The 24,316-nt window shown below is 59.1% G+C and carries 22 protein-coding genes; 12 read left to right on the top strand and 10 right to left on the bottom strand.

All coding sequences use genetic code 11. The annotated features are described in order from the left end of the window. Positions 1 to 70 precede the first annotated feature (70 nt). Together ACWHRL_RS10905 and ACWHRL_RS10900 are read right to left on the bottom strand one after the other, a co-directional pair. Positions 71 to 595: a hypothetical protein gene (locus ACWHRL_RS10905; RefSeq protein ID WP_447893667.1), complete on the bottom strand. Its 525-nt coding sequence runs from the start codon at positions 593 to 595 to the stop codon at positions 71 to 73. 103 nt (positions 596 to 698) lie between these two features. Next, complete coding sequence (locus ACWHRL_RS10900; RefSeq protein ID WP_447893666.1) at positions 699 to 1,874, bottom strand: alpha-hydroxy acid oxidase; 1,176 nt, start codon at positions 1,872 to 1,874, stop codon at positions 699 to 701. 231 nt (positions 1,875 to 2,105) lie between these two features. On the opposite strand from ACWHRL_RS10900, the gene manD reads away from it, so the two are divergent. The 9 genes from manD (at position 2,106) to ACWHRL_RS10855 (ending at position 11,341) form a co-directional block, all read left to right on the top strand. After that, positions 2,106 to 3,317 carry a D-mannonate dehydratase ManD gene (gene manD / locus ACWHRL_RS10895; protein ID WP_447893665.1) on the top strand — a complete coding sequence of 404 codons (1,212 nt, stop codon included), beginning with the start codon at positions 2,106 to 2,108 and terminating at the stop codon, positions 3,315 to 3,317. 12 nt (positions 3,318 to 3,329) lie between these two features. After that, positions 3,330 to 4,352 carry a Zn-dependent oxidoreductase gene (locus tag ACWHRL_RS10890; RefSeq protein WP_447893664.1) on the top strand — a complete coding sequence of 341 codons (1,023 nt, stop codon included), beginning with the start codon at positions 3,330 to 3,332 and terminating at the stop codon, positions 4,350 to 4,352. Between the two features lie 122 nt (positions 4,353 to 4,474). Beyond that, a complete protein-coding gene (locus ACWHRL_RS10885) occupies positions 4,475 to 5,443 on the top strand; it encodes a TRAP transporter substrate-binding protein (RefSeq protein ID WP_447893663.1) in 969 nt (322 codons plus the stop codon). Positions 5,444 to 5,527: 84 nt separating this feature from the next. Next, the gene (locus ACWHRL_RS10880) at positions 5,528 to 6,109 is read left to right on the top strand and encodes a TRAP transporter small permease (RefSeq protein WP_447893662.1); all 582 of its coding nucleotides are present in this window, start codon (positions 5,528 to 5,530) and stop codon (positions 6,107 to 6,109) included. A 2-nt stretch (positions 6,110 to 6,111) separates the two neighbouring features. After that, positions 6,112 to 7,395 (top strand): TRAP transporter large permease, encoded by a 1,284-nt coding sequence (locus ACWHRL_RS10875; RefSeq protein WP_447529149.1) that lies wholly within the window; start codon positions 6,112 to 6,114, stop codon positions 7,393 to 7,395. 280 nt (positions 7,396 to 7,675) lie between these two features. After that, a complete protein-coding gene (locus ACWHRL_RS10870) occupies positions 7,676 to 8,416 on the top strand; it encodes a GntR family transcriptional regulator (protein WP_447893661.1) in 741 nt (246 codons plus the stop codon). 94 nt (positions 8,417 to 8,510) lie between these two features. Next, on the top strand, positions 8,511 to 9,464 hold the full coding sequence (locus tag ACWHRL_RS10865) for a C4-dicarboxylate TRAP transporter substrate-binding protein (RefSeq protein ID WP_447893660.1): 954 nt from the start codon (positions 8,511 to 8,513) through the stop codon (positions 9,462 to 9,464). A gap of 96 nt (positions 9,465 to 9,560) precedes the next feature. Then, on the top strand, positions 9,561 to 10,055 hold the full coding sequence (locus tag ACWHRL_RS10860) for a TRAP transporter small permease (RefSeq protein ID WP_447893659.1): 495 nt from the start codon (positions 9,561 to 9,563) through the stop codon (positions 10,053 to 10,055). Continuing rightward, positions 10,052 to 11,341, top strand: a complete 1,290-nt coding sequence (locus ACWHRL_RS10855; RefSeq protein ID WP_447893658.1) for a TRAP transporter large permease — start codon at positions 10,052 to 10,054, stop codon at positions 11,339 to 11,341. Before ACWHRL_RS10860 ends, ACWHRL_RS10855 begins: the two co-directional genes overlap by 4 nt. An 82-nt stretch (positions 11,342 to 11,423) precedes the next feature. On the opposite strand, the gene ACWHRL_RS10850 is transcribed toward ACWHRL_RS10855, so the two are convergent. The 5 genes from ACWHRL_RS10850 to ACWHRL_RS10830 form a co-directional block, all read right to left on the bottom strand. Next, positions 11,424 to 12,182: a GntR family transcriptional regulator gene (locus ACWHRL_RS10850; protein WP_447893657.1), complete on the bottom strand. Its 759-nt coding sequence runs from the start codon at positions 12,180 to 12,182 to the stop codon at positions 11,424 to 11,426. A gap of 145 nt (positions 12,183 to 12,327) precedes the next feature. Further along, complete coding sequence (locus ACWHRL_RS10845; RefSeq protein ID WP_447893656.1) at positions 12,328 to 14,727, bottom strand: TIM-barrel domain-containing protein; 2,400 nt, start codon at positions 14,725 to 14,727, stop codon at positions 12,328 to 12,330. A gap of 19 nt (positions 14,728 to 14,746) precedes the next feature. Further along, complete coding sequence (locus ACWHRL_RS10840; RefSeq protein WP_447893655.1) at positions 14,747 to 16,045, bottom strand: TRAP transporter large permease; 1,299 nt, start codon at positions 16,043 to 16,045, stop codon at positions 14,747 to 14,749. A gap of 22 nt (positions 16,046 to 16,067) precedes the next feature. Continuing rightward, positions 16,068 to 16,568, bottom strand: a complete 501-nt coding sequence (locus tag ACWHRL_RS10835; protein WP_447893654.1) for a TRAP transporter small permease — start codon at positions 16,566 to 16,568, stop codon at positions 16,068 to 16,070. A gap of 4 nt (positions 16,569 to 16,572) precedes the next feature. Next, positions 16,573 to 17,571, bottom strand: coding sequence for a TRAP transporter substrate-binding protein (locus ACWHRL_RS10830; protein ID WP_447893653.1), 999 nt, complete (start codon positions 17,569 to 17,571; stop codon positions 16,573 to 16,575). 247 nt (positions 17,572 to 17,818) lie between these two features. Here ACWHRL_RS10830 and uxaC point away from each other — a divergent pair, with 247 nt between their 5' ends. From uxaC to uxuA, 3 genes are read left to right on the top strand one after another with little or no spacing between them, the layout of a single operon-like run. Beyond that, positions 17,819 to 19,228, top strand: coding sequence for a glucuronate isomerase (gene uxaC / locus ACWHRL_RS10825; protein ID WP_447893652.1), 1,410 nt, complete (start codon positions 17,819 to 17,821; stop codon positions 19,226 to 19,228). Positions 19,229 to 19,258: 30 nt separating this feature from the next. Beyond that, positions 19,259 to 20,716 (top strand): mannitol dehydrogenase family protein, encoded by a 1,458-nt coding sequence (locus tag ACWHRL_RS10820; protein WP_447893651.1) that lies wholly within the window; start codon positions 19,259 to 19,261, stop codon positions 20,714 to 20,716. Positions 20,717 to 20,741: 25 nt separating this feature from the next. After that, complete coding sequence (gene uxuA, locus ACWHRL_RS10815; protein WP_447893649.1) at positions 20,742 to 21,923, top strand: mannonate dehydratase; 1,182 nt, start codon at positions 20,742 to 20,744, stop codon at positions 21,921 to 21,923. 85 nt (positions 21,924 to 22,008) lie between these two features. Here uxuA and ACWHRL_RS10810 read toward each other — a convergent pair whose 3' ends face one another. The 3 genes from ACWHRL_RS10810 to kduD are packed head-to-tail and all read right to left on the bottom strand — an operon-like array spanning position 22,009 to position 24,310. Next, on the bottom strand, positions 22,009 to 22,680 hold the full coding sequence (locus ACWHRL_RS10810; RefSeq protein WP_447893648.1) for an HAD family hydrolase: 672 nt from the start codon (positions 22,678 to 22,680) through the stop codon (positions 22,009 to 22,011). A 33-nt stretch (positions 22,681 to 22,713) separates the two neighbouring features. Then, positions 22,714 to 23,505, bottom strand: coding sequence for an IclR family transcriptional regulator (locus tag ACWHRL_RS10805; RefSeq protein ID WP_447893647.1), 792 nt, complete (start codon positions 23,503 to 23,505; stop codon positions 22,714 to 22,716). A gap of 52 nt (positions 23,506 to 23,557) precedes the next feature. Further along, on the bottom strand, positions 23,558 to 24,310 hold the full coding sequence (gene kduD, locus ACWHRL_RS10800) for a 2-dehydro-3-deoxy-D-gluconate 5-dehydrogenase KduD (protein ID WP_447893646.1): 753 nt from the start codon (positions 24,308 to 24,310) through the stop codon (positions 23,558 to 23,560). Positions 24,311 to 24,316 lie beyond the last annotated feature (6 nt).

The raw sequence follows: 24,316 nt of genomic DNA, 5'->3' as shown, positions 1-24,316 counted from the left end.
TGCCGTGCTCGAATGCTTTACCCATCGCTCAAGCCTGGCCCGCCATCCAGGGGCAGGCAAGCCGTTACCGCTATGACCCGTGAGCCCGCAGCGTGCTTTCCAGCGCCTCGATACTGCGCTGGTAGCTCGCGTGTTCCCCCGCGCTGATAAACCCTTGCTCCCGGGCGAGCGCGCTCACGCTATTTTCAATCGCTTGAAGTTCATCGAGGTAGGCCTGACGCTCGGCGGCGCTTAGCGTATCGAGCGCTTCTAACCTGGCGCGCAGGGTTTGGGTGTGTCGCTTGACCCATGTTTGCCAGTGCCGGTTGACCGCCAAGCCTTCACCGGTGCGATACCCCTCCCAGCCTGACCCTTTCAATAGCGCCCAAAGCGCCTCTTCCGGGCGGTAGGTGCCGCTTACGGCCGGTACGTGGGTGTCGCCCATAGCGGCGGGGGGCGTGTGAATAAAGCAGCCCGTGCGGTGTGATAATTGCTGCAGCGCTTCGTCCATCCGCTGGGCGGGAAAATCAAAACTGACGGGGTCACGCTGGCAGGCCGCCTGGGCGGACGATGCCAGAAAAAACGAGAGCAGAAGGGCGGTACAGCAGCGGGGCATGGGCATTCTCGCAGTAGAGGGTGGCCTGGGGCACGCTCAGTATCTGACGTTGCTGGGCGTTGGGCAATCAAATACGTGGTGCCCGAAGGCGCTTGCACGATGGTTAAGCCGGGCGTCGCAGGCAGTGCGTATCCAGCTCATTCAAGCGGTTATATCCCAAAAGGCCAAGTGTCGACGCCATCTCTTTTTCGAGTAGCCCAAGCGCATGGGTGGCGCCCGCTTGCCCGCCGGCCGCAAGGCCATACAGCGTGGCTCTGCCAAGCCAAACGGCGTCCGCGCCGAGGGCCAGCGCCTTGATGATATCGGTGCCGCGACGAAAGCCGCTATCGACGAACACCTGGCAGCGCTCGCCCACCCGAGCCTTGACCTCCTCCAGGGTATCCATGGGTGAAAGCGAGTGATTGAGCTGGCGGCCCCCATGATTGGAGAGCACGACGGCGTCCACGCCCAGGTCCGCGGCGTGCTGGGCTTCCTGGGGTGCGAGTATGCCTTTCAGGATGAGTTTGCCGGGCCAGAACGCGCGCAGCCAGGCAATATCGTCCCAGTTTAGGGAAGGGTCCAGCTGTGGGCCGATGATCTGCGAGGCGCCCTGGGCGTTGCGCTTACCCGGCGGCAGCAGCTCATCCAGGTTCTTGAACGTGGGCAGCCCGTCGGGCCAAAGGACATCGCTCATCCAGCCGGGCTTGCCCAGCAGGTGAAGCAAATTGGGCAGCGAGGGCTTCATGGGTCGACGAAAATTGCGCACATCCCACTCGCGGTTGCCGTAAATGGCGCTGTCGGTGGTCACCACGATGGCCTCGAACCCCGCCGCCTGGCAGCGTTTGACCATCGATTCGACGAAGTCGCGGTCGCGATAGAAGTAGATCTGCATCCAGGCGGTGAGGCCTTCGACCGCGGCGATCTCTTCCAGACGCGTGGTCGAGACGCTGCTGAGTACGAAGGGGATACCGGCATCCCGGGCGGCGTGGGCAAGTTTTAGGTCACCGTCGCGGGTGAGCATACCGTTGAACCCGGTAGGGCCAATCGCTAGAGGCAGGCGGTAAGTGCCCCCCAATAGGGTGGTGCTCAAATCCCGCGGGCCGACATTGGTCATCGTTTTGGGCTCGAACAGGTACCGATCGAATACCGAACGGTTGCGGCGCAAGGTGTGCTCGTCGTCGCTTCCGCCGTAAACGTATTCAAATACGAAGTTGGGCATTCTTTTCTTCGCAATGCGCTCCAGGTCTTCGATATTCAAGGCTTTTTTATAATCCGAGCCCTTGTAAAACTGGCGTTTCATGATTGTTCACCTTCAACCAAAGTATAGCGTGAAAGGTCTTTTGTTTGTATCGCCATACTACCATACTAGTTCTATCAGTTAACGGCTTCACGCCTTGCAAAGACAGCTCGCTTTCCCGCGTTCAGCCATCATTGGATCAAGGGCTGTGGCTAATTTTCACCATATAACAAAGCGATTTTCCGAGATGTTCGATACTCGGGAAACGGTATCCCTCATTGAGGAGGCAACTTCATGAAAATCGAACACGCTTATACCATTGTCACCTCGCCGGGGCGTAACTTCGTTACCCTGAAAATCGTCACCGATGAAGGCACCTACGGTATCGGGGATGCCACGCTCAATGGCCGCGAAATGGCGGTGGTTGCCTACCTCGATGAACACGTGATACCGGCACTGATTGGCCGGGACCCGCAACGCATCGAGGATATCTGGCACTACCTGTATCGCGGCGCCTACTGGCGGCGTGGGCCGGTCACCATGAGCGCGATCGGCGCGGTGGATATGGCGCTTTGGGATATCAAATCAAAGCTTGCCGGTATGCCGCTTTACCAGATGCTGGGCGGTAAAAGCCGCGAGCGCGTGATGGTCTACGGCCATGCGACCGGGCGCGATATCGATGCGTGTTTAAAAGAGGTTGCCCGCCACGTGGACCAGGGCTACAAGGCGGTGCGCGTTCAGGCCGGCGTGCCGGGTATTGCGAGCATCTACGGCGTGGCGAAAAAGGATGGCGAGCCCTACGAGCCCGCCGACGCCGACCTGCCCGCCGAGCACGTTTGGAATACCTCCAAATATTTGAACCACGTGCCCAAGCTGTTTGCCGCCGTGCGCGAGCGCTTTGGTGATGACCTGCATATCCTGCACGATGTTCACCACCGCCTGACGCCCATCGAAGCGGCCCGGCTTGGCAAGGAAGTGGAGCCTTATCATTTGTTCTGGCTCGAGGACTGTGTACCGGCGGAAAATCAGGAGAGTTTCGGTCTGGTTCGTCAACACACCACCACACCGCTTGCCGTGGGGGAGGTGTTCAATAGCCTGTTCGATGCCAAGGCGCTGATCGAGAATCAGTGGATCGACTATATTCGCGCCACGCTCACCCACGCCGGCGGTATCACCCACATGCGCCGGCTGGCGGACCTGGCGGGGCTTTACCACGTGCGTACCGGGTTCCACGGGCCGACGGATCTCTCGCCGGTGTGCTTGGGCGCGGCGATCCACTTCGATACCTGGGTGCCCAACTTCGGTATTCAGGAGTACATGCCACACACCCACACCACCGACGAGGTCTTCCCCCACGATTATCGCTTCGAGGATGGCCATTTCATCGTGGGTGAAAAACCGGGGCACGGCGTCGATATCGACGAGGAACTTGCCAAACAGTATCCCTACAAGCGTGCCAGCCTTCCGGTCAACCGCCTTGAAGACGGCACCCTCTGGCACTGGTAAGGAGTTCTGCTCATGAAAGCATTTCAGGTCAATGCACCCCACGACTACCAAGTCGACGATGTCGATGTCCCGACACCCGCCGCGGGTGAGGTGCTGGTGCGCGTCGCGTTTGCCGGTATTTGCGGCTCCGACATGCACATCATCCACGGCGATAACGCCTTCGTGCGCTTTCCGCGTATTACCGGCCACGAGTTTGCCGGGGTGGTGGAGAGCACCGGTGAGGGCGTTGCGGATATCGCCGCCGGCGAACGCGTCTGCGTCGACCCGGTGATTAGCTGCGGCACCTGCTATCCGTGCCGTATCAACCGCCCCAACGTATGCAGCGCGCTGGAAGTGATCGGCGTGCACCGCAATGGCGGTTTCGAGGAGTTCGTGGCCGTGCCGGCCGCCAACGTACACAAGGTACCCGAGCATATCGGCCTGGACGCCGCCGCGTTGGTCGAGCCCTATACCATTGCCGCCAACGTGCTGGACCGCATGCAGCCGCACCGCGGCGACCAGCTTCTGATTCTGGGTGCGGGCATGATCGGCATGACCATCCTGCAGATGGCGCGGGCCATGGGCATCGACGAAATCATCGTGACCGATGTGATCGACGAGCGCTTGGACGCAGCCAAGGAGCTTGGCGCGACCCACGTGCTCAACAGCCATACCCAGGACGTCGAAAAAGAGATTCTGGCGCTGACCCAGGGTGAGGGCGTGCCGCTGATTGCCGATGCCGCCTGCGTACCGGCGCTACTGCCCCAGATGTTGCGCTTGGCGTCCCCTGCCGGGCGTATCGGCTTGCTCGGCTTCAGCGTTCAGCCAAGCGATCTCATCCAGCTCGAGGTCATCAAAAAAGAGCTGACTTTAGTGGGCTCGCGGCTCAATAATCGCAAGTTCCCGGAGGTGCTTGCGCTCATGGCAAGCGGCAAGCTCGACCCGCTGGCGCTGGTGAGCCATCGACTGCCGCTGGGCGAGATGCCCGATGCCATCGACATGCTCGATCACCGCCCGGAAGAAGCTCGCAAGGTGCTGATTCGAATCGGGGGCTGAAAGGAGTGCAAGCTTTTATCGTTGCCAACGATCTACATTAACGATCTACGCCAACTCGCCACGCCGTTTCATAATAATTAGGCGCTAACAATTTACAACGCAGAAGTGCAGGAGTGATAAAAATGATCAAAAAGCTACTAACCAGCGCAGTACTCGGAACGGTTCTGCTCAGCGCGCAGTCGGCGCTGGCGGCGGATTACACGCTACGCTTTGGTCACCTGGCCAATGAACAGAACATCTGGCACCAGGCCGCGGAGAAATTCAAGGAAGAGGTCGAAGCCAACTCCGACGGCCGCATCGAAGTACGCCTTTATCCCAGCGAGCAGTTGGGTAATGAAATGGATGTCATCAATAGCATCCAGCTAGGCACCGCGGATATGACCATTACCGGTGAGAGCCTGCAGAACTGGGCCCCGAAAGCCGCCATGATGGCCGTGCCCTACGCTTTCCGCGACTCCGAACACCTGCACGCGGCGGTGAGCGGCGAGATCGGCAGCGAGATCGAAGAACAGATCACCGAACGTACCAACCTGGTGCCGCTTGCCTGGTTCGAGCGTGGCGCGCGGGAGCTGACCTCCAACCGGCCGATCCGCACGCCGGAGGACCTGGACGGCCTACGTTTACGTGTCCCCAACGTGCCGCTTTTCGTCGACACCTGGGAGGCGCTGGGTGCACGCCCCACGCCCATGGCATTCAGCGAGGTATTCACCGCACTTCAGCAGAATACCCTGGAAGGCCAGGAAAACCCGCTTAGCCTGATCGAGAGCGCCAGCTTCAACGAAGTTCAGGACTACGTGAACATGACCGGCCACGTGCGGAGCTGGATCTACGTGGTAATTGGCCGTAACCAGCTGGAAAACATGCCCGATGACCTGCAGCAGGTCGTTCGCGATGCCGCCAGCACCATGCAGTCCTTCGAGTCCGAGCTCTTCGATGAAGACCAGACGCGTCTGGAGCAGGCGCTTCAAGAGCGGGGCATGGAATTCATCGAAGTGGACGTGGACGCCTTTGCCGAAAAAGCGCGCCCGGCGGTCATCGATGCCTTGACGGACGAGCAGCGTGAACTGTTCGACGCCATTCAAGACCTGTAAAGCGGTTGGTAACGAGAATGGGCTGGCGGCTACGCCAGCCCGTTTTCTATCTGCAAGAGTGGTTTGCCCCTCGAGGATACGATTATGAGCTCGGATCAAAATGCGCTCGAGCAAGAGGCGCTAGAGAGTCTGGATTCGATGTCGACGGTACCCAAGTTCAAGGGGCCTATCGGGCGCCTGATGGGCTGGGTAGATACGTGTTTTCTCACGCTTGCCGTGCTGGCGCTTATTGCCATTGCCGCCACGGTCCTGCTTCAAGTGGCTTCGCGGCTGTTTCTGCCGGTCTCCATATCCTGGACCGAAGAGCTTTCGCGTTACTTGTTCATCTACATGGTGGCGCTCTCGGCGGGCGTGGTGCTGCGCCAAAACCGCAATATCAGCGTCGAGCTGTTCCATCATATGCTCGGGCTACGCGCTCGAGCCGCGTGTCAGGCGCTGATCTGTTTGATCATCGGCGTATTTGCTTTCATGGTGCTGCCCTACGCTTGGCAGTATGCCCAAAACGGTACCTGGCAAACATCCCCCACGCTTCGCATCCCCATGTTGTATATCTTCTTCTCGACGGTAGTGACTTTTGCGCTGGTGCTGCTTTATAGCGCGCTGGGCTGCGTCGAGGGAGTGATGGCGGTGTGTCGTCCCTCTGCCGCTCGCGAACGGGAGTCGTAAGCATGGAAGTCATCATTTTGTTTAGCGTTTTTCTGGTACTGCTGGTGGTGGGCATGCCGATCGCCTTTGCGCTGGGCATCGCCTCGATGTCCTATCTGCTGATGGAAGGCATTTCGCTGACCATCGTGCCCCAGCGTATGTTCGCAGGTATCGATACCTTCGTGCTGCTGTGTATTCCAGGCTTCGTGCTGGCCGGTAACCTGATGAACGTGGGCAACATCACCGAACACATCGTGCGTTTTGCGAATGCGTTGCTTGGCCATATTCGTGGCGGGTTGGGTCTTGCCAACGTGGGCGGCTCGATGATCTTTGGCGGCATCTCCGGCACCGCCGTGGCGGACTCGGCGAGTATCGGCTCGGTGATGATTCCTGGTATGGCGCGCTCGGGCTACGACAAACCTTTCGCCGCCGCCGTCACCGCGGCGTCCTCCACGGTCGGGCCGATCATTCCGCCGAGTGTGCCCATGATCATCGCCGGCTCATTGAGCGGGATTTCCGTGGGTCGAATGTTTCTAGCCGGCGCCATTCCGGGGCTTTTGATGGGCCTTGCCATGATGGTAACGGTGTACATCCTGGCCGTTCGGCGGGGCTACCCGAAGGAGAAGCGCGTTCCGGTCATGCAGCTTCTGCGCGAAGCCAGAACCGCCTTCTGGGCGCTTCTGATGACCGTGATCATTCTCTACGGCATCATCGGTGGCTTCTTCACCCCGACCGAGGCCTCGATCGTGGCCTGCGTCTATGCCCTGGTGGTCGGTATGTACGTCTACAAGGGGCTGACTTGGCGTAAGCTCCCGTCGATTCTGGTCGACACCGTGCTGACCTCCTCGGCGCTTTTGCTAATGGTAGGGCTTGCTAATCTGTTTGGCTGGATCCTGACCAGCGAACAGATTCCCCAGATGGTTGCCACGCTGATCCTCTCCATCAGCGAGAACCCGCTGATCGTGCTGCTGATTCTCAACCTGATCCTGCTGTTCGTCGGCGCCTTCATGGAAACCATTGCCGCGCTGATCATTTTGTTCCCGGCGCTGGTCGGGGTGGCCACCGGTGTCGGCGTCGACCCGGTCCACTTTGCCGTGATCGCGGTGCTCAACCTGATGATCGGCCTGACCACGCCGCCGGTCGGGGTGTGCCTGTTCGTAGTGGCGGGTATCGGCAAGATACCCATGCTGTCCGTGGCCCGCGCCATCGTGCCTTTCTTGCTGTGTAATCTGGCGGTGCTGCTGCTGGTGACCTACGTGCCGGCCATTTCGCTTTGGCTACCCAATTTGCTGATGGGGAGTAACTAGTCTCAGGGCGCAGTCGACTCAGGCCCGGGTGCGATTGGTCGCGCCCGGGCCGATCTTTATGAGGGGGCGACGCGCATTCCATTCGAGCTTGTCGGATCGATGATTTAATAAACCGTTAAAACTATAAATGGCCTATTGATTCAATGGCTTAGCTATTATGCTGATGACTTCTTTTTAGAAGCGCTACCAAAGTATAGAAGGCAGGAAGGCCGTTTTTTGCCATCCTACCATACTAGTTATATCAGTTAAGCGCTTCACTACTTCCATCAGGCAGCTTTCAATGAGCGATATGAGTACCACGCTACAAACCTTGTGGCGGGACACATCGGAGACCGAATCGGTCCGCCAGCGCCTTTACCATGTTTTGCGCCACTCCATCATTCAAATGGTGCTGGCGCCGGGTAAGGCGCTATCGGAGAAAGAGGTCGCCGACGCTTTTTCGGTTAGTCGCCAGCCGGTGCGCGAGGCGTTTATCCGCCTTTCGGAAGCAGGGCTGGTCGAGGTTCGCCCGCAGCGGGGCACCTTCGTCGTCAGGATTTCCCGGCGCGCGGTGCTGGAGGCGCGCTTCATTCGCGAAGCGGTAGAGGTGGCCGTTGCCGTCGAAGCGGCCCAGAAAGGGCTCTCTTCGGCCAGTTTGATGGAGCTCAATGAGCTGATCGCGCGGCAAAAAAGCTGTATCGAAAGGCAAGATCACGACCGCTTTTTTATTTTGGATGAGGTGTTTCATCGCACGCTGGCGCTTGCCACCGGACAGGTCATGGCCTGGAACGTCATCGAAAACGCGAAAGCACAGTTGGATCGCGTGCGGTATCTGAGTATTGCGGACACCACGCCGATCGAAAAGCTCGCCGAGCAGCATCAAGCCATCGTGGATGCCATCGCGGATGCCGATGAGTCGAGCGCGGTCGACGCCATGGGGCGTCATCAGCGTGAAATACTCCAGTCGTTACCCGAACTCGAATACCGCTTTCCTGAAATGTTTGAAGAGGCAGTTGCTCCGGTAACGCGAAGTTTGGCCTGAAGCCTTGCGTGACGGAGCCAGCAGAGCCTTAGAGCTCATCTCTACGGCTTAATAATACAACATCAACAACAAGTAACGTGTTAAGGAGCTAATAATGAAACTGAAAAACGTACTTCCTGTCGCGCTGGTATTAGCCAGCAGCTCGGCCTATGCCGAACACCAGCTCAATCTCTCGATTGCGCTAAGCCCGCAAGACCCCATTGCTCAAGCGCTGGATGAAGCGAAAGCAGCCATCGAAGAGCGCTCCGACGGGGAGCTTACGATCCAGATTTTCCCCAACAGCCAGCTTGGCTCGGACGAAGACGTCGTCGAGCAGATCCGAAGCGGTGCCAATATCGCGATTTTGATCGATGCCGGGCGCTTGTCGGAATACCAGCCCGAGCTTGGGATCTTGAGCGCTCCTTATCTGGTCGAGGACCCGCAGGACTACGCCCAAATCACGTCCTCGCCGCTTTATAACGACTGGGTAGAAGGGCTTGCCGACCAGAGTGGTCTTCGGCTTCTCAACTACAACTGGTTTCAAGGCTCGCGCCAAATGTTGACCCAAAACGAGGTCAATACACCGGAAGACTTGAGCGGCGTGCGCGTACGCACGATCAACTCGCCGGTCTGGGTCAAGACGATCGAGGCGATGGGGGCGACGCCAACACCGCTTCCCTGGTCGGAGGTCTATTCCGCTTTGCAACTGGGGTCGATCGACGGCGCCGAGGCGCAGCTTACCGCGGCAGAGGGGCAAAACCTGCACGAAGTCATCACTCATATCGCGATGACCAACCATATCCATTTGATGACCGGTATCGCTACGTCCGACCAGTGGTATCAATCCCTGCCCGAAGAGCTGCGCACTATCCTCGATGAAGAGCTTTTGAAAGCAGGTGACGAGGCCAGTACTGCCATTGCCGAAGCGCAGGCTGCGGTACAAGAGCGTATGGAGGCCGAAGGCGTCACGTTCACCGAAATCGATCGAGAACTGTTTCGTGAAAGGGTGGACAGTGTTTACGAGGAGTTGGGCTACGACGAGTATCGCGATCAGCTACTCGGTCAATAACCGCCCCGCGCCCTTGTCTTTTTAAGGCAAGGGCGCCTTGTTTTGTCGAAGGCTGGATCGGGTTTTTCTGCATGCCCTGGGTGGGAAGGATACTGTATGTGGCACTGGTACGATAAGAGCGAAGAGTGGCTGGCGATGGCGCTGCTTGGCGGCACATCGCTTACGATGCTGGTGAGCTCGAGCGCCAGAGCGATCGGCCAACCCTTTGCCGGTGGGGCCGAACTCGCCCAGTTTCTGTTCATTTGGACCGCGGTACTGGGCGCGGATATCACGCTGCGCCACGGAGGTCAGGTACGCATAGATGCTCTGATCGTTCGCCTGCCCGCCAAACTCCAGCTTCTCATTACCAGCTTGTGTCTGGCCATGATGCTGGGGTTTCTCATGCTGCTTGCCTGGTACGGCTTCTTTTTGGCTGCTTCGAACTGGCAACGGCCCATGGGCGTTGCCGGGCTTAGCTATGGCTATATCACTTTGGCCTTGCCCGTTGGCGCTGTATTGATGGTGATCACGCTACTTCGACGTATAAAGGCGACGGGGGTCATTAAGAGCCTGATGCCCGACGACGACGACGCGGTGGAGGAGACGCTATGACGGCCGGTCTACTGTTGGGCCTTGGGCTACTGCTCATGGCGATTGGCATGCCGGTCGCCTTTGCGATTGGTATCGCAGGCTTTTCGTATTTTTTGTTGCCGGATACGTTCTTGCCGACCAGCATCGCCGTGCAGCGGATCGTCTCATCGACCCAGTCGTTTCCGCTGCTGGCGGTTCCGCTGTTTATCTTTATCGGGCACTTGATGAATGCCAGCGGTATTACACCTCGGCTGGTTCATCTTTCAACGCTTTTGGCGGGGTGGATGAGCGGCGGTTTGGCCCAGGCCAGTATCGTGCTGAGCACCCTGATGGGCGGTGTTTCGGGTTCCGCCGTGGCAGATGCCGCCATGCAGTCGCGGGTTCTGGGTAAAAGCATGATCAAAAACGGGTACTCCCCCGGCTTTTCCGGCGCAGTGCTCTCGATAGGTGGCCTCATTACCGCGACGATCCCGCCCAGTATCGGCCTGATCCTTTATGGCTATCTGGGCGAGGTCTCCATCGGGCGGTTGTTCATCGCCGGTCTGGTGCCGGGTTTTCTATTGATGGTGGCCTTCATGGTGACCACTTACATCATGGCCAAGCATCGCGGCTATCAGCCGGTGAGAGATAGCCTGCCCACGGGCAGAGAAGTGCTGAAAGCGATGCTCGAGAGTATCTGGGCCATTCTGTTTCCCGTTTGGCTATTGGTAGGTATTCGTTATGGGTTGTTCACGCCTTCCGAGGCGGGCGCTTTCGCCGTCGCCTATGCGCTGTTCATCGGCTTCGTGATTCATCGGCAAATGGGCGTCAAGGAACTGCTCGCTGCCATGCGCGCAAGCGTTAGAGACATCGGTATGGTCATGCTGATCATCATGTTCGCCGGCATCATTGGCTACGTAGTCTCCTTCGAGCGCGTTCCTCAGACGATCGCGGAACTGACGCTGGGCGTGTTCACCAGCCAAACGGCGTTGCTGTTCGTGCTGGCACTGTTGTTGGTGTTCATGGGGATGCTGCTGGAAGCCACCGTCGTCGTGATGCTGCTGACGCCGATTTTGGTGCCCGTGATCAAGGCGGCGGGGGTAGACCCGGTTCATTTCGGGCTTTTGATGATGACGCTGGTCACCTTTGGGGGTATGACGCCGCCGGTCGGCATCTCGATGTATACCGTGTGCGGTATTTTGCGGTGCTCTTTTTACGACTATAGCCGAGAGCTATTGCCCTATGTGCTGGCGGTGTTCGCGGTCGTGACGGGGATCATATTCTTCCCGGACATCGTGCTGTTCTTGCCCGATATGTTGCTCGACTAGCAGTGCCCCATTCAAGTGGGCCGTGGTCATTAAAAAGGGGAAAGCACGAACCTGACGGGAAAGCGCCCGGTCTTTTGCGGCGCTACCCCTTGAGTGTCAGCTTGCCAGCAAATAGGTAGTAGTCGAGTTCGTCCTCTTCTTCCAGCGTGCTGGCCTTGAAAAGCATCTCCTTGGTGTTTTCCAGGTGCTGCCACATGGCCTGGTGCGCGGCATCCGCATCGCGGCGTATAAGCGCTTTCAAGATGACATCGTGGTCATCGCACCAGCTATCCAACGACTGACGGTTATCGATTCTGTCGTGAAGCTTTTGCCACAGCAGGTTTTTATCGCGCTGATACCAAAGCTTTTCGACCAGATAGACCAACACGGCATTCTGGGTCGATTCGGCAATTTGCAGGTGGAAGCGCTTGTCCCATTCCGAATCCTGGTAGCGGTCCTCGCCCCGCGCCTGCTTGCTGATCTCCATTAGCTTTTGGGTATCGCTTTTGGTGATGAGCGTGGCCGCAAACGCGGCAATCTGGCTTTCGATGAGCTGGCGGGCCTGGAGCATTTCGAAGGGGCCAGCGCTCAGCGCATTCTCTTCGTCATCGGCGCCGTTGGGCACGGGCTCTTTAGGCGGGTCGAGCACGTAGATACCCGAGCCCTTACGCACTTCCACCAGAGCTTGAAGTTCGAGCATGATCAGTGCTTCGCGCACGACCGTGCGGCTAACGCCCAGTTCCTCGGCGAGGTCGCGCTCGGCGGGGAGGCGCTCGCCTACAACGTAGCGGCCGGACAAAATGCGCTCTTTTAGCTGTAAGCCCGTTTTCTGATAGAGGCGTTGTGCAGTAGGTAGTTGCATTTTAGCGTTCCAGAGCGAAACAGGCGTTTCGGGTTAGGGGGGCCTTGGGCGGTTCGTCGTGCTCTTCTCTAAGCGTTCAGGGGAAAACGCGAGAAGAGAAGCGAGGGCAGCCTCCTCGCCTCTCTTTTCAAGCGGGCGTTACGCCTTAAAGCGAAACGATTACCTTTTGCCCGGCGGGCTGCTCGTCGCCGTTGATATAAAGCGTACGGGTATCCCCCGTGGCCATTATGAAGGTTGCCGTCTCATAGGGCAGGGTATAGCCGTTTGAGATGACCTTCGTGGTCACGTGGATGGCGTCTTCGCTGGTCGTCATTTGAAGCTCGACCAGGGCGTGGGCGGTGCGCCATTGCCCCGTTTCACCGTCATCCTCGAATAGGGTGTAGCGCGACGAGGTATCGGCTTGTTGCGCCGGGAAGAGCAAAAACCCGCGCTGATCTTCGTCCTTGTTGGCAAAAGTGCGGGGCGCTTCGTTGGTGGGGATGATCGCACCCGCTTTAACGAGCAGCGGCGTTTGATGGTAAGGCGCATCGAGGGTGGCGTGAGCGCCGCCAGCGACCGGCTTGCCGGTATAAAAATCGAACCAGCCGCCCGGATGCTGCGGGGCGTAGACATCACGAGTAGAAACGCCGGGCTCGACGACGCTCGCCACGAGCAGCGACTCACCCACTAAGAAGTCGTCGTTCTCCTGCCAGGTGCGCGTATCCGCTTCGAAATCGAAAAAGGTCGGCTTGAGAATGGGCTCATGATGCACGTGGGCTTTATAAAACGCGCTGTACCAGTAAGGTGTTAGGCGTGAGCGCAGCTTGATGAGCTCACGAATCGGGGCGATAGCCTCTTCATACATCCACGGTTCGTTGACGGTAGCGTCTTCGTTCCAGGAGTGAATGGTAAAGCGGGGGTGGAAAATGCCGTTTTGCACCCAGCGGATAAACAGTTCCTGATCCGGTTTGGGGCCGGCGAAGCCGCCGACATCGTGGCCGAAATTATAAACGCCGGAAAGGCTCAACCCGATACCGGTTTTGTTATTGAACTTGATGGTTTTCCACTCGGTACGGTTGTCGCCGGTCCAGGTCTGCACGTAACGGTGCATACCCGGCGCACCGGAGCGCGAGATCAAAAAAGGACGTTTTTGAGGGGCGTACTCCGCCTGCGCCTCGAAGGACGCCTTCATCATCAACAGCGGAAAGAGGGCACGGATACTCGTAAAAGCCAACCCGGCACCGAAACCATCGGCCCGAGCGGTGCTGTTCCAGATCTCGTACTCGTTGTTATCGTTCCAGGTCGTCTCGATACCGTACTCGAGTAACTGCCGGGTCACTTCGTCTTTCCACCAGCCAAAGGCGCCTTCATGGGTGAAATCGATATGCGCGCCGCCGCCGTCCCAAAACTGGGCAAGCTCGGTTTTGCCGTGATCATTTTTTAGAAAATAACCCAGCGATTCGAGTTTTTCGTACTGCGGGTGGTCTGTGAGGAGCGCCGGTTTGATATTGGCGGCCAGACGAATGCCTTTGCGCTTGAAGTCAGCGGAAAGCTTTTTTGCATCCGGGAATTTCTGCGTGTTCCAGTTGAAAACGTAGCGCTTGCTTTCGATCGACGTATAGCCCGACGAGAGCTGGAACGAATCGCAAAGAATATCGTGTCGTTCACACTGCTCGATGAACTCCCACACCCGCTCCTGGGCGTTGGGGGCATCGGTGTAGCTCATGGTCGAGCCCGAATAGCCGATGCTCCATTTGGGCGGCAGGGCCGTATTGCCGGTCATCCAGGTGTAGGCGGTCACGACGTCGCGCACCTGGGGGCCGGCAATCATGTAGTAATCCAGGTCGCCGGCGTCGGCCTCGAAGTAGCGGTACAGGCCGTGATAGTTATCCAGCTCCCGGCCCATGTCGAAATAACCCGGCGCCAGGTTGTCGTAAAAGAGCCCGTAGGCGAAGCCTTGATCCGGCTGGCGCGTGATGTAAAACGGGATGTGTTTGTATAGCGGGTCGGAGTGCTCGGCATCGTAACCCATCGCATCGATGGTGATATTACGATAGCGGCGATGATGGTGATCGAGCTGGCCGGTGCGCTCGCCCAGGCCGAAATACTGCTCCTGAATGTCGCGTTTCAGGTAGTGCTTGATTTGCGTGCCAAGCTCCCCGGCGAAGTTATACGCCTGGGTTTGCCGGTCTTGGGCAAAGAGCGACCACTGTCCCTGGGCGCCATGGTGCCAGTCGATCCGAAAACCTTCCTTTTGAATGACCGCTTTGAGCTGGCCAGTCTGGACGGTAAAACATTGCGCGTCTTCGGAAAAATCAAAATCGGGCAGGCTAAAGTGCTCGGTGCTGAAGCGGTCTCGCCCCTGGTGAGGAAGGTCATCCTGACCGGGCGCGATGCTCCAGGTCTTATCGACCTGGAGCCCTTCGCGTTTTTCAAAGAGCACGCGAAAGATGCCCTCCTCGAGAACGAAGAGGTGAGCTTTCACGTCTTCGTCCTTGGATGCAAACGTGAGGTGGTTTTGCTCGGTCTTCGCCAGGTGAAAACGATAGCGCTCTTGAATATTCATCCAGGTCAATCCTTGAAAATTACATTAGGCCGGCCAGGCGCGGAAGCCATTCGCTGATGAACGGCAGGAACGTGATCAGCATGAGAACCGCGATGACCGCCGCATAGAAAGGCAGAAGCGGCTTGATGACTTCTTCCATTTTGACTTTGGCTACCGTACTACCCACGTACAGCGCACTGCCGCCGGGCGGGGTGATATTACCGATACACAGGTTGACGATGAGCACGACACCAAAGTGTACGGGGCTCATGCCGAACTCCGACACCACCGGCAAGAAGATGGGCGTGAAGATCAAAACGGCCGGCGTGACGTCCATGAAGGTACCGATCAACAGCAAAATGATGTTAATCAGGATGAGAATCAGAATGGGGTTGTCGGTAAGCGCCAGGATGCCCGCACTGATGGCCGCGGGTATACCGGTAAACGCCATGACCAGAGCCAGCATGGCAGACGTGCCGATCAAAAACATGATGACGACGGTAAGCTCGGCCGTCTCTTTGAAAATGCCGGGCAGTTGCTTGATCGATAAGCTGCGATAGGCAAACGAGAGCAGCAACGCATACAGTACGGCCACCGCCGAGGCCTCGGTTGCGGTAAATATGCCGCCGATGATACCGCCGATGATGATGACGATTAAAAAAAGGCTCGGAATCGCATCCCAAACCACTTTTAGCGCCGCGCTAAAGGGCACTTTGGACGGCGAGGTGTAGCCTTTTTGCCGGGCGATGATAAACGCCACTGCCATGGTCGCCAGCCCCCAGAGGATGCCCGGGATATAGCCCGCCAAAAACAGCGCGGCGACCGAGGTCCCGCCGCTGACCAGCGAGTAAATGATGAAAAGTCCCGTGGGCGGAATGATCAACCCGGTCGGTGCCGAGGCGATATTCACGGCGGCAGAGAACTTACGGTCGTAGCCTTCCTTTTCCTGCAGCGGATGCATGACCTTGCCGATCGCCGCGGCCGACGCCACCGAAGAGCCGGCGAGCGAGCCAAACAGCATGTTACCCACGATGTTGGTGTGCGCAAGCGAACCCGGTAGACGCCCGGTAAAGAGTTTCGCCACGTTGACCAGGCGCAGCGCAATACCGCCCTGGTTCATGATGATGCCCGTCAGCAAAAAGAACGGGACCGCCAGCAGCGTGAAGCTGTCGATACCGGTCACCATCTTCTGCGCCGAGGTGAACACGGCGACATCGAACGGGGCGATCAGCAGCATCGTCACGATAGAGGCACCGGCCATGCTGATGGCAATCGGCACGCCAATGAATAGAAAAACGAAGAAAGATATAAGTAGACTAAAACCTGCAATGATCGTCATGGCGCGAATGCCTTATTGTTTATTAAACGTCCAGGGTTTGATCGAAATCGGCGGGGGTACCGGGGCTACCATTGATGAGTTCTACAATGCAAAACCACAGGATCAGCACACCCGAAATAGGTAGCGAAAGGTAGATATAGCCCATCGGTATACCCAGCGAGACGGTCTGCTGAGACATGGTCAAGGAAACGAGCCAGATACCGCCATAAATCATGACGAGGGTAGAGAACAGGATCAGCAGTACGAGTACGAGGTAACGAATCATTTTCTGGCGCTGCGCAGAGAAGCGGTTGACCACCATCTCCACCGCGATGTGCTTTTTGGTATGAAAGGCGAGCGCGCCGCCGATCATGGTGATCCAGATGAGCGAGTAGCGCAGAAATTCCTGGGAGAACGTGCTGGGGTCGTTGAGCAAATAGCGGCTCACTACCTGCCATAATGCCACCAGCACCATGACCGCTAGCATGACCGACGTAAGCACCGTGATGAGCTTACAAAGCCCGCGATTGATCGTGTTTATCATGGCCTCAAGACTCCGTTAGTTCTTGTATGCGCTCGTAAAGTGGCGCCAGCACGGGGTTTTCCAGCACTCTTTCGTGCATGGGCGCTACCGACTCGCGAAACGCCTCTACATCCACGTCGTGGTGGAAGTTCACGCCCATCTCCTGTGCCTTAGTGACGGCCTGCTCGATCTCTCTGGCCCAAAGCTCTTTATGAAAGGCGGTGGATTCGATCGCGGCGTCTCTCAGCCACTCTTGTTGCTGCGGTGTAAAGCTCTGCCAGCGGTGCTGGCTGAAAATCAGCAGATCCGGAACGATGGCGTGGGCGGTGTACGAGTACTCCTTGGCCACCTCACCGTGATTGGAAGAGGTCAGCGCCGTTTCGTTGTTCTCGGTGCCATCGATCACGCCTTGCTGAAGGGCGGTATACACTTCGCCGTAAGCCATGGGCGTGGGCGCGCCGCCCATTAGTCGGGTCATTTCCAGCGCGGTTTGGCTGGGTTGAACCCGCAGTTTCAAACCACGCATGTCCGCCGGGGTACGCACTGGCGTGTCGATGGTATAGACGTTGCGGACGCCGGAGTCGTAATAGGTCAGGCCGAAGAAGCCGTTGTCCGAGGTTTGCTGGTAGATATCGGTGGCGATCTCGCTATCCATGGTGCGGTAGTAATGATCCGGATCGGCGAAGAGGTAGGGCACGCTAAACAGCGAATAAACGTCAGAGAAGCTTTCGAGCGCGGTGGCGCTCACTTTCGTAACATCGACGGCGCCGGTTTGCACCAGCTCGATGACCTCGCGCTCGGAGCCCAGCTGACCATTGGGATAGAGCTGGAATACAAGCTCTCCGCCGCTTTTCTCACGCACTCGCTCGGCAAAATAGGCAAGCGACTGGTGAACAGGGTGGGTCTCGCTCATGTTGTGGGCGAGCCTCAGTTGGGTAACGTCCGACGAAACCTCTGAGGGCATCGAGCAGCCCGACAGCGCGATCAGCGCGCTCGACAAGACTGAAATAACGCCTTTGTGCATGTTGCCCTATCTCCTGAAAAGCCGGCTTGAAAGAGTGCTTGTAGGTGTTGGTCATTGGGCCAATAAAAGCAGGTTGCTAAATTGGACTAACCAATAGTTTTGTTAAATAAGCCTTTGGTCGCAGTTGGTGGGGCAAAGGTTGACATTCCAAGCGCTCGCGCCGACTCTTTGGCCTAACCAATTTTTATGGGTGGCCCGTTTCGTGGTTTTTCTACCCCCGGGCGCAACGATTGCAACGGAGGCCTTCATGGCAGCATTTCTCGGTGAGGATTTTCTTCTCGATAGTGAGATGGCAAAGCGTCTGTATCACGGCTACGCAAGCGCACAACCCATATTCGATTACCACTGCCATCTTTCCCCCCAGGATATCGCTCAGGACCGCCGCTTCGAGAACCTGACCGAGATCTGGCTAAAAGGGGACCACTATAAGTGGCGCGCCATGCGCTGGAACGGCGTGGATGAGCGTTTTTGCACAGGCGATGCCAGCGATTACGAGAAATTTCAGGCCTGGGCCGACACGGTTCCCTATACCCTGGGCAATCCGCTTTTCCACTGGACGCATCTGGAACTCAAGCGCCCCTTTGGCATCACCGATAAGCTCTTGTCCCCGTCGACCGCCGATGCGATCTGGAACGAGAGCAATGCGCTTTTAGCCAAGCCCGAATTTTCCGCCCGCGGTATCCTCGAACAGATGAACGTGCGGATGGTCGGCACCACCGACGACCCGGCCGATGACCTGAGCCATCACGCGCAAATTGCCGCCGATTCGAGCTTTGGCATCAAGGTATTGCCAAGCTTTAGGCCCGACCGGGCTTTCAAGCCCGCCGCCGACGACTACCCGGCGTACCTGGAAAAGCTGGGTCGCGCCGCGGACATCGAGATACGCGATATGGCCTCGCTCTATAGCGCGCTCGAAAAGCGTATGGACCATTTTGCCGAGCACGGCTGCAAGATTTCCGACCACGGCCTGGAGCGCGTGGCGTATGCCACCGCCACGGAGGCCGAGCTAAACGCCATCCTCAAACGCCGCCTGGAAGGCACGCTTCCCGATGAGCAGGAGCAGGCGCAGTTCATGACCGCCGTGCTGATCTTTTTGGGGCGCGAATATCACCGCCGGGGTTGGGCGCAGCAGTATCATATGGGGCCACTGCGCAACAACAGCAGCCGCGGTTGGCGTGAAGTAGGCGCCGATGCCGGCTTCGACTCCATGGACGACCGACCCATTGCCGCGCCGCTCAATCAGCTCTTGAACGCGCTGGATAGCGACGACCGGCTGCCGCGTACCATCCTTTACTGCGTCAACCCCATCTTCAACGAAGTGCTGGCCACGACCGCCGGTAATTTCCAGGGCAACGGCATTGTCGGCAAGGTGCAGTTCGGCTCCGGCTGGTGGTTCAACGACCAGCTCGATGGTATGGAGCGGCAGATGACCCAGCTCTCCCAGCTCGGGCTGTTGAGCCGTTTCGTGGGGATGCTGACCGATTCGCGCAGCTTTCTTTCCTACACGCGCCATGAATACTTCCGGCGCCTTCTGTGCCGTATGCTGGGGCGCTGGGCCGAAGAGGGGCAGTTGCCCAATGACGAAGCCTGTCTTGGCCAGCTCGTGACCAACATCTGCTTCAACAACGCGCGTGACTATTTCGGTATCGATGTATAAGCACTCGCCAGAGAGGGGACGGCATTGAGCATGCAAACCATTAAAGCGGTTCAGGCCGCGGGCCAAATCGGCATCGTCCATCTCGGCCTGGGCGCGTTTCATCGCGCCCACCAGGCCGTTTATCTCGAGCGCTATCGACACCGCACCGGTGACACTCAGTGGGGCGTAAGTGCGGCGAACCTGCGCAAAAGCGTCGATCTGGTCGATGCGCTGCGCAAGGCGGACTTTCGCTACCACGTGGCCGAGTACCAGGACAGCGACAGCGTAACGCTGCGTGAAGTGGGGGTTATCGAAGAGGCGCTGTTCACAGGCCAGGCCAAAGAAGGCGCGTGGGGGCGCGACCTGGAGGCGCTGCTCGAGCGCTTGAGCCAGGTGGATACGCGCATCGTCACACTCACCGTGACCGAGAAGGGTTACTTTCTCAACCCGGCAAGCGGCGAGCTTTTGACAGACGACCCGATGATCCAGGCGGATATCGCCACGCCCGGGGCGCCACGCACCGCGCCGGGTATTTTGGTCGAGGCGCTAAAGCGCCGTCGGGCGGCGGGGGTTGCACCGTTTACCGTGCTCTCCTGCGACAACATGCCGGACAACGGCCAGCGCACCCGTCAGGCCGTGGCGCAGCTTGCCCGGACAAACGACACTGCCCTGGCCGAGTGGATTCTGGATAGCGTGGCGTTTCCCTGCAGCATGGTCGACCGGATCGTGCCGGCCATGACCGAGCAGGACTTCACCGCGCTCAAGGCGCTGGGCGTTGACGATGGCAACGCCGTGGTGTGCGAGGCGTTCTCCCAGTGGGTCGTCGAGGATCACTTCCCCGCCGGCCGCCCGAGCTGGGAAGAGGAGGGCGTGACCATGGTGTCGGACGTTGCGCCGTTCGAAACCATGAAGCTGCGCATGCTCAACGGCAGCCACTCGCTCTTGGCCTATCTCGGCGCGCTGGGCGATATCGAAACCGTGTTCGATGCCGTGCAAATCGAGGCATTCAAGGCGCTTTTGAGCCGCTATATGCGCGAGGAGGCCGCCCCGACGCTGGATATGCCCGACGAGATCGACTTGAACGCCTACGCGGATTCGCTACTGGCGCGCTTTGCCAACGACAGCCTGCGCCACCGCCTGCAGCAGATCGCCATGGACGGCAGCCAGAAACTGCCCCAGCGTTGGCTGCAGGTGGTCGAGGCCAACCTGGCCGCCGGTCGCAGCACCGCGTGCGTCGCACTGGGCCTGGCCGCCTGGATTCGCTATACCCAGGGCACCACGCTCTCTGGTCAAGCATTCAGTGTCGAAGACCCGATGGCCGAGAAGCTGGCATCGCTTCATGAACGCAACGCGGACGCCGCTGCGCTGGTCGACGCCTTCTTCGCACTGGAGGTGGTGATGCCCAAGGCCCTCGCGGACCATGAGGCGTTCAAGCGCCAGGTCGTCGAGGCCTACCGTACATTGACCGAACACGGCGTCGAACACGCGCTTGCACATCTTGAGCACTAACTAGCGCTCGCTATAAGGACACAGCATGGAACATACCTGGCGCTGGTTCGGACCAAACGACCCGATCCAACTCAGCGAGATTCGTCAGACCGGCGCGAGTGGCATCGTCACCGCCCTGCACGGCATTCCCAACGACCAGGTCTGGTCGGTCGAGGCGATCAGCGAACGCAAGGCGATGATCGAGGCGGAAGGGCTTTCCTGGTCGGTGGTCGAAAGCGTACCGGTCCCCGAGGCCGTGAAGAAGGGCCTGCCCGCGCGTGATGAACTCATCGAGACCTACTGCCAAACGCTCAAAAATCTGGCCGCCTGCGGGATCGATGTCGTCTGCTATAACTTCATGCCGATTCTCGACTGGACGCGCACCGACCTGACCTATGCGCTGGCCGATGGAGCACGGGCGCTGCGTTTCGATCAAACCGCGTTTGCGGCGTTCGACCTTTACTTGCTCGAGCGCCCCGGTGCCGAGAGCGAGTACAGCGAGCAAGAGCAACGTGATGCCCAGGCGTATCTTGAATCGCTGGATCAGACGGGCCGCGACAAGCTGATCGATACGCTCATTGCGGGGCTGCCCGGCGCCGAGGAGCACTATACCCTGGCGCAGTTTCGCGAGGCCCTGGCGGGCTACGCGGCCATCGACGCAGAAACACTGCGCGAGAACCTGGGCTACTTTCTGCGCGCAGTGATACCGGTCGCCGAAGAGGTCGGCATTCGCATGGCGATTCACCCGGACGACCCACCCCGGCCGCTGTTGGGCCTTCCCCGGGTGGTATCGACCCAGGACGATGCCCAGTGGGTGGTGAACTGCGTACCCAGCCCCGCCAACGGCATTACCTTCTGCACCGGCTCTTACGGGGTGCGCGAGGATAACGCCCTGGTGGCGATGGCGCGCCACTTCGGCCCGCACATCCACTTTGCCCACCTGCGCGCGACGAAACGCGAAGCCCAGGATGCGCGAAGCTTCCATGAGGCGCCGCACCTGGCAGGCGACGTGGATATGGTCGGGGTGATCCAGGCGCTGGTAGAGGAGGAGCGCCGGCGCGAACGCGAAGGCGGGGCACGCCTTCCCCTTCGCCCGGACCACGGCCACCATATTCTGGATGACCAGGCACGCGCCACCGCCCCGGGGTACCCGCTTTACGGACGCCTACGCGGCCTTTCCGAGCTTCGTGGGGTCGAGGTCGCCGTGCGGCAGTTGACTGCCAGGTAGCTGCGCTACCCGGCGAAAAAAGCCCCGTCTGAATTTACGTCATGCGGGGCTTTTTTGTTGCTAGCGAAACGCCAGCGGTTTTACGTCAAGCGGGAGACATCCCTTTCAACCCGGCAATGATACCGGGCAGCTCGCTTGCGTGTTGAATCTCGATGGCGCCTTCGGGGGCGCGCTCTTCGTCGGGGAAATGGTTCAGGTGAATCACCTGCATCCCCGCCGCCAGGCCCGCTTCTACGCCCACCGCCGCATCGTCGATCACCACGCATTCGCTGGGCGGGTAGCCCATGGCGGCAGCGGCCTTTAAATAAAGCGCTGGATCCGGCTTCCAGACGTTCAAGGTATAGGCACTAAAGAGCTTGCCGGCAAAGTAATGCTCGAGCCCGGTGCTCTCCAGGGCGCAGCGAATCTTGCGCTCGGGCCCGTTAGAGACCACCGCCTTGGGATGCCCGCTTAGCGCCTCAAGCGCCTGCGGTATACCGGCTACCGGTTGAAGTTCGGCGCGCATACGGGCCTCCATACGCGAGCGCATACCCGCTTCGAGCGTGGTGAACGCTTCTGGCGTCAACGGCTGAAAGCGGCCTTCCAGCGCCTCGACGATGCTCTGAAAGCGCACACCGCGAAACTCTTCCATGTACTGGCGGGCCGAAAAGGGGAGACCGCACTCAGGCAGAATCTCGCCCATCACCTCGGCCAGCAGTATTTCGCTATCCACCAGCGTGCCGTCGGAGTCGAAGAGTAAACACAGGGGAGCGTTCATGGCGGCCTCGGTCAAATGAGCAAATATTCTATCCTAGCAGGAAGCGTTACTCGCTGCCCCACCGATGTCCGCCGAGAGGGCCGCGGCGAGCTCCCCGAGCAGTGCCCGGCAGCGCTCGATGTCCGGGACGTCGCGGTGCATGGCCTCGGGAATCAGGGTCAGGTAGGGAATGGTGATGACCGCTTCGATGGACTCGTGCACGCCGAATATCGGGAAGCTAATGTTGGTCAGGCCTTGCACCTGGGGGCTCGGGCCGACGAAGTAGCCCTGGTGGCGAATAGTGGAGAAAAGCGCGCGGGTGCGCTCGGCTTCCTCATCCGTGGCCCCGCTGGCCTCGAGCATGCGTTCGCGTCGCGCTTCGTCGAGAAAGCTAAGCATCACCGCGCCGGAGCCCGACCCCCAAATGTCGATCTGGGCACCCAGGCGCAGGCTGAACCCCATCTTGTCCGGGTTCTCGTACTGGGCGACGACCAACAGGTGTCCGGGGCGTAGCACGCTCAGGTGGCAGGATTGCGAGATTTCGTAGCAAAGCGCCTCCATGCGCGGTATGGCCGCTTGTACCAGGCGCTTGGTCGGCGGGAAGCGGTGCGCCATCTCGAACATCTTGAGCGATAGCTGGTAGCGGCTGCCGCTTTCATCCATGGCCACGTAGCCGCGATCGCGCAGCACCATCAGCATACGATACATCTCGTTGGTCTTGCGCCCGATCTGCTCGGCAATCACCTGGGTACTCAACGGTTGGGACGACTGGGCGAGCAGCTCCAGAATATCCAGCCCCTTCTCCAGTGCAGGCGCGTGATAATGGGTCTCCGCCTTGTCCTTCATACCGCTTCCTTTCATCGTCGTTTTATCGGGGGGGGGCCTTTGGGTGTTCGTCTTAGCGGGCAAGCCAGCCACCGTCCACCGCCAGGGTATGGCCGTGTACGTAGCGCGCCGCGTCGGAGCACAAGAATACCACAGCGCCGGCCAGGTCTTCCGGCGTGCCCCAGCGCCCCGCGGGAATGCGACCGAGAATTTCGTCATGGCGTTTCGGGTCGTCGCGCAGGGCCTGGGTGTTGTCCGTTGCCATGTAGCCCGGGGCGATTGCGTTGACGTTGATATCGTGGGCGGCCCACTCGTTGGCCAGCAGCCGAGTGAGCCCCATGAGGCCACTTTTGCTGGCCGTATAGGAAGGCACGCGCACGCCGCCCTGAAACGACAGCAACGAGGCGATATTGACGATCTTACCGCCGCTTTCGCGCTCGCGCAGATGCCGGGCGATGCACTGGCTCAAAAAGAACACCGACTTCAGGTTGACGTCGATTACCTCGTCCCAGTCCTGCTCGGTGAAGTCCAACGCGTTCGCCCGGCGGATCATCCCGGCGTTGTTGACCAGGATATCGATCTGGCTTGCTTGCTCGAGCGCCTGACCGACGATGTCTTCGGGGCGGGACCGGCCAAGCTCCGCCTCGACGCCATGAAAGCGCTGGCCCAGTGCCGTAACGCGCTGGGCGGTCTCGGTGGCGGGGCTACGGTTGACGCCGACGATGTCGGCCCCCGCCTGGGCCAAGGCAATGGCGATCCCTTGTCCCAGACCCTTGTTGCAGCCGGTCACCATGGCGGTCCGGCCTTCGAGAGAAAAAAGCTCCATGTCGTC

This window comes from Vreelandella sp. GE22, assembly GCF_968212445.1.
Note: the sequence above shows the minus strand (reverse complement) of the source record. Positions and strands in the feature narration are given on the sequence as shown.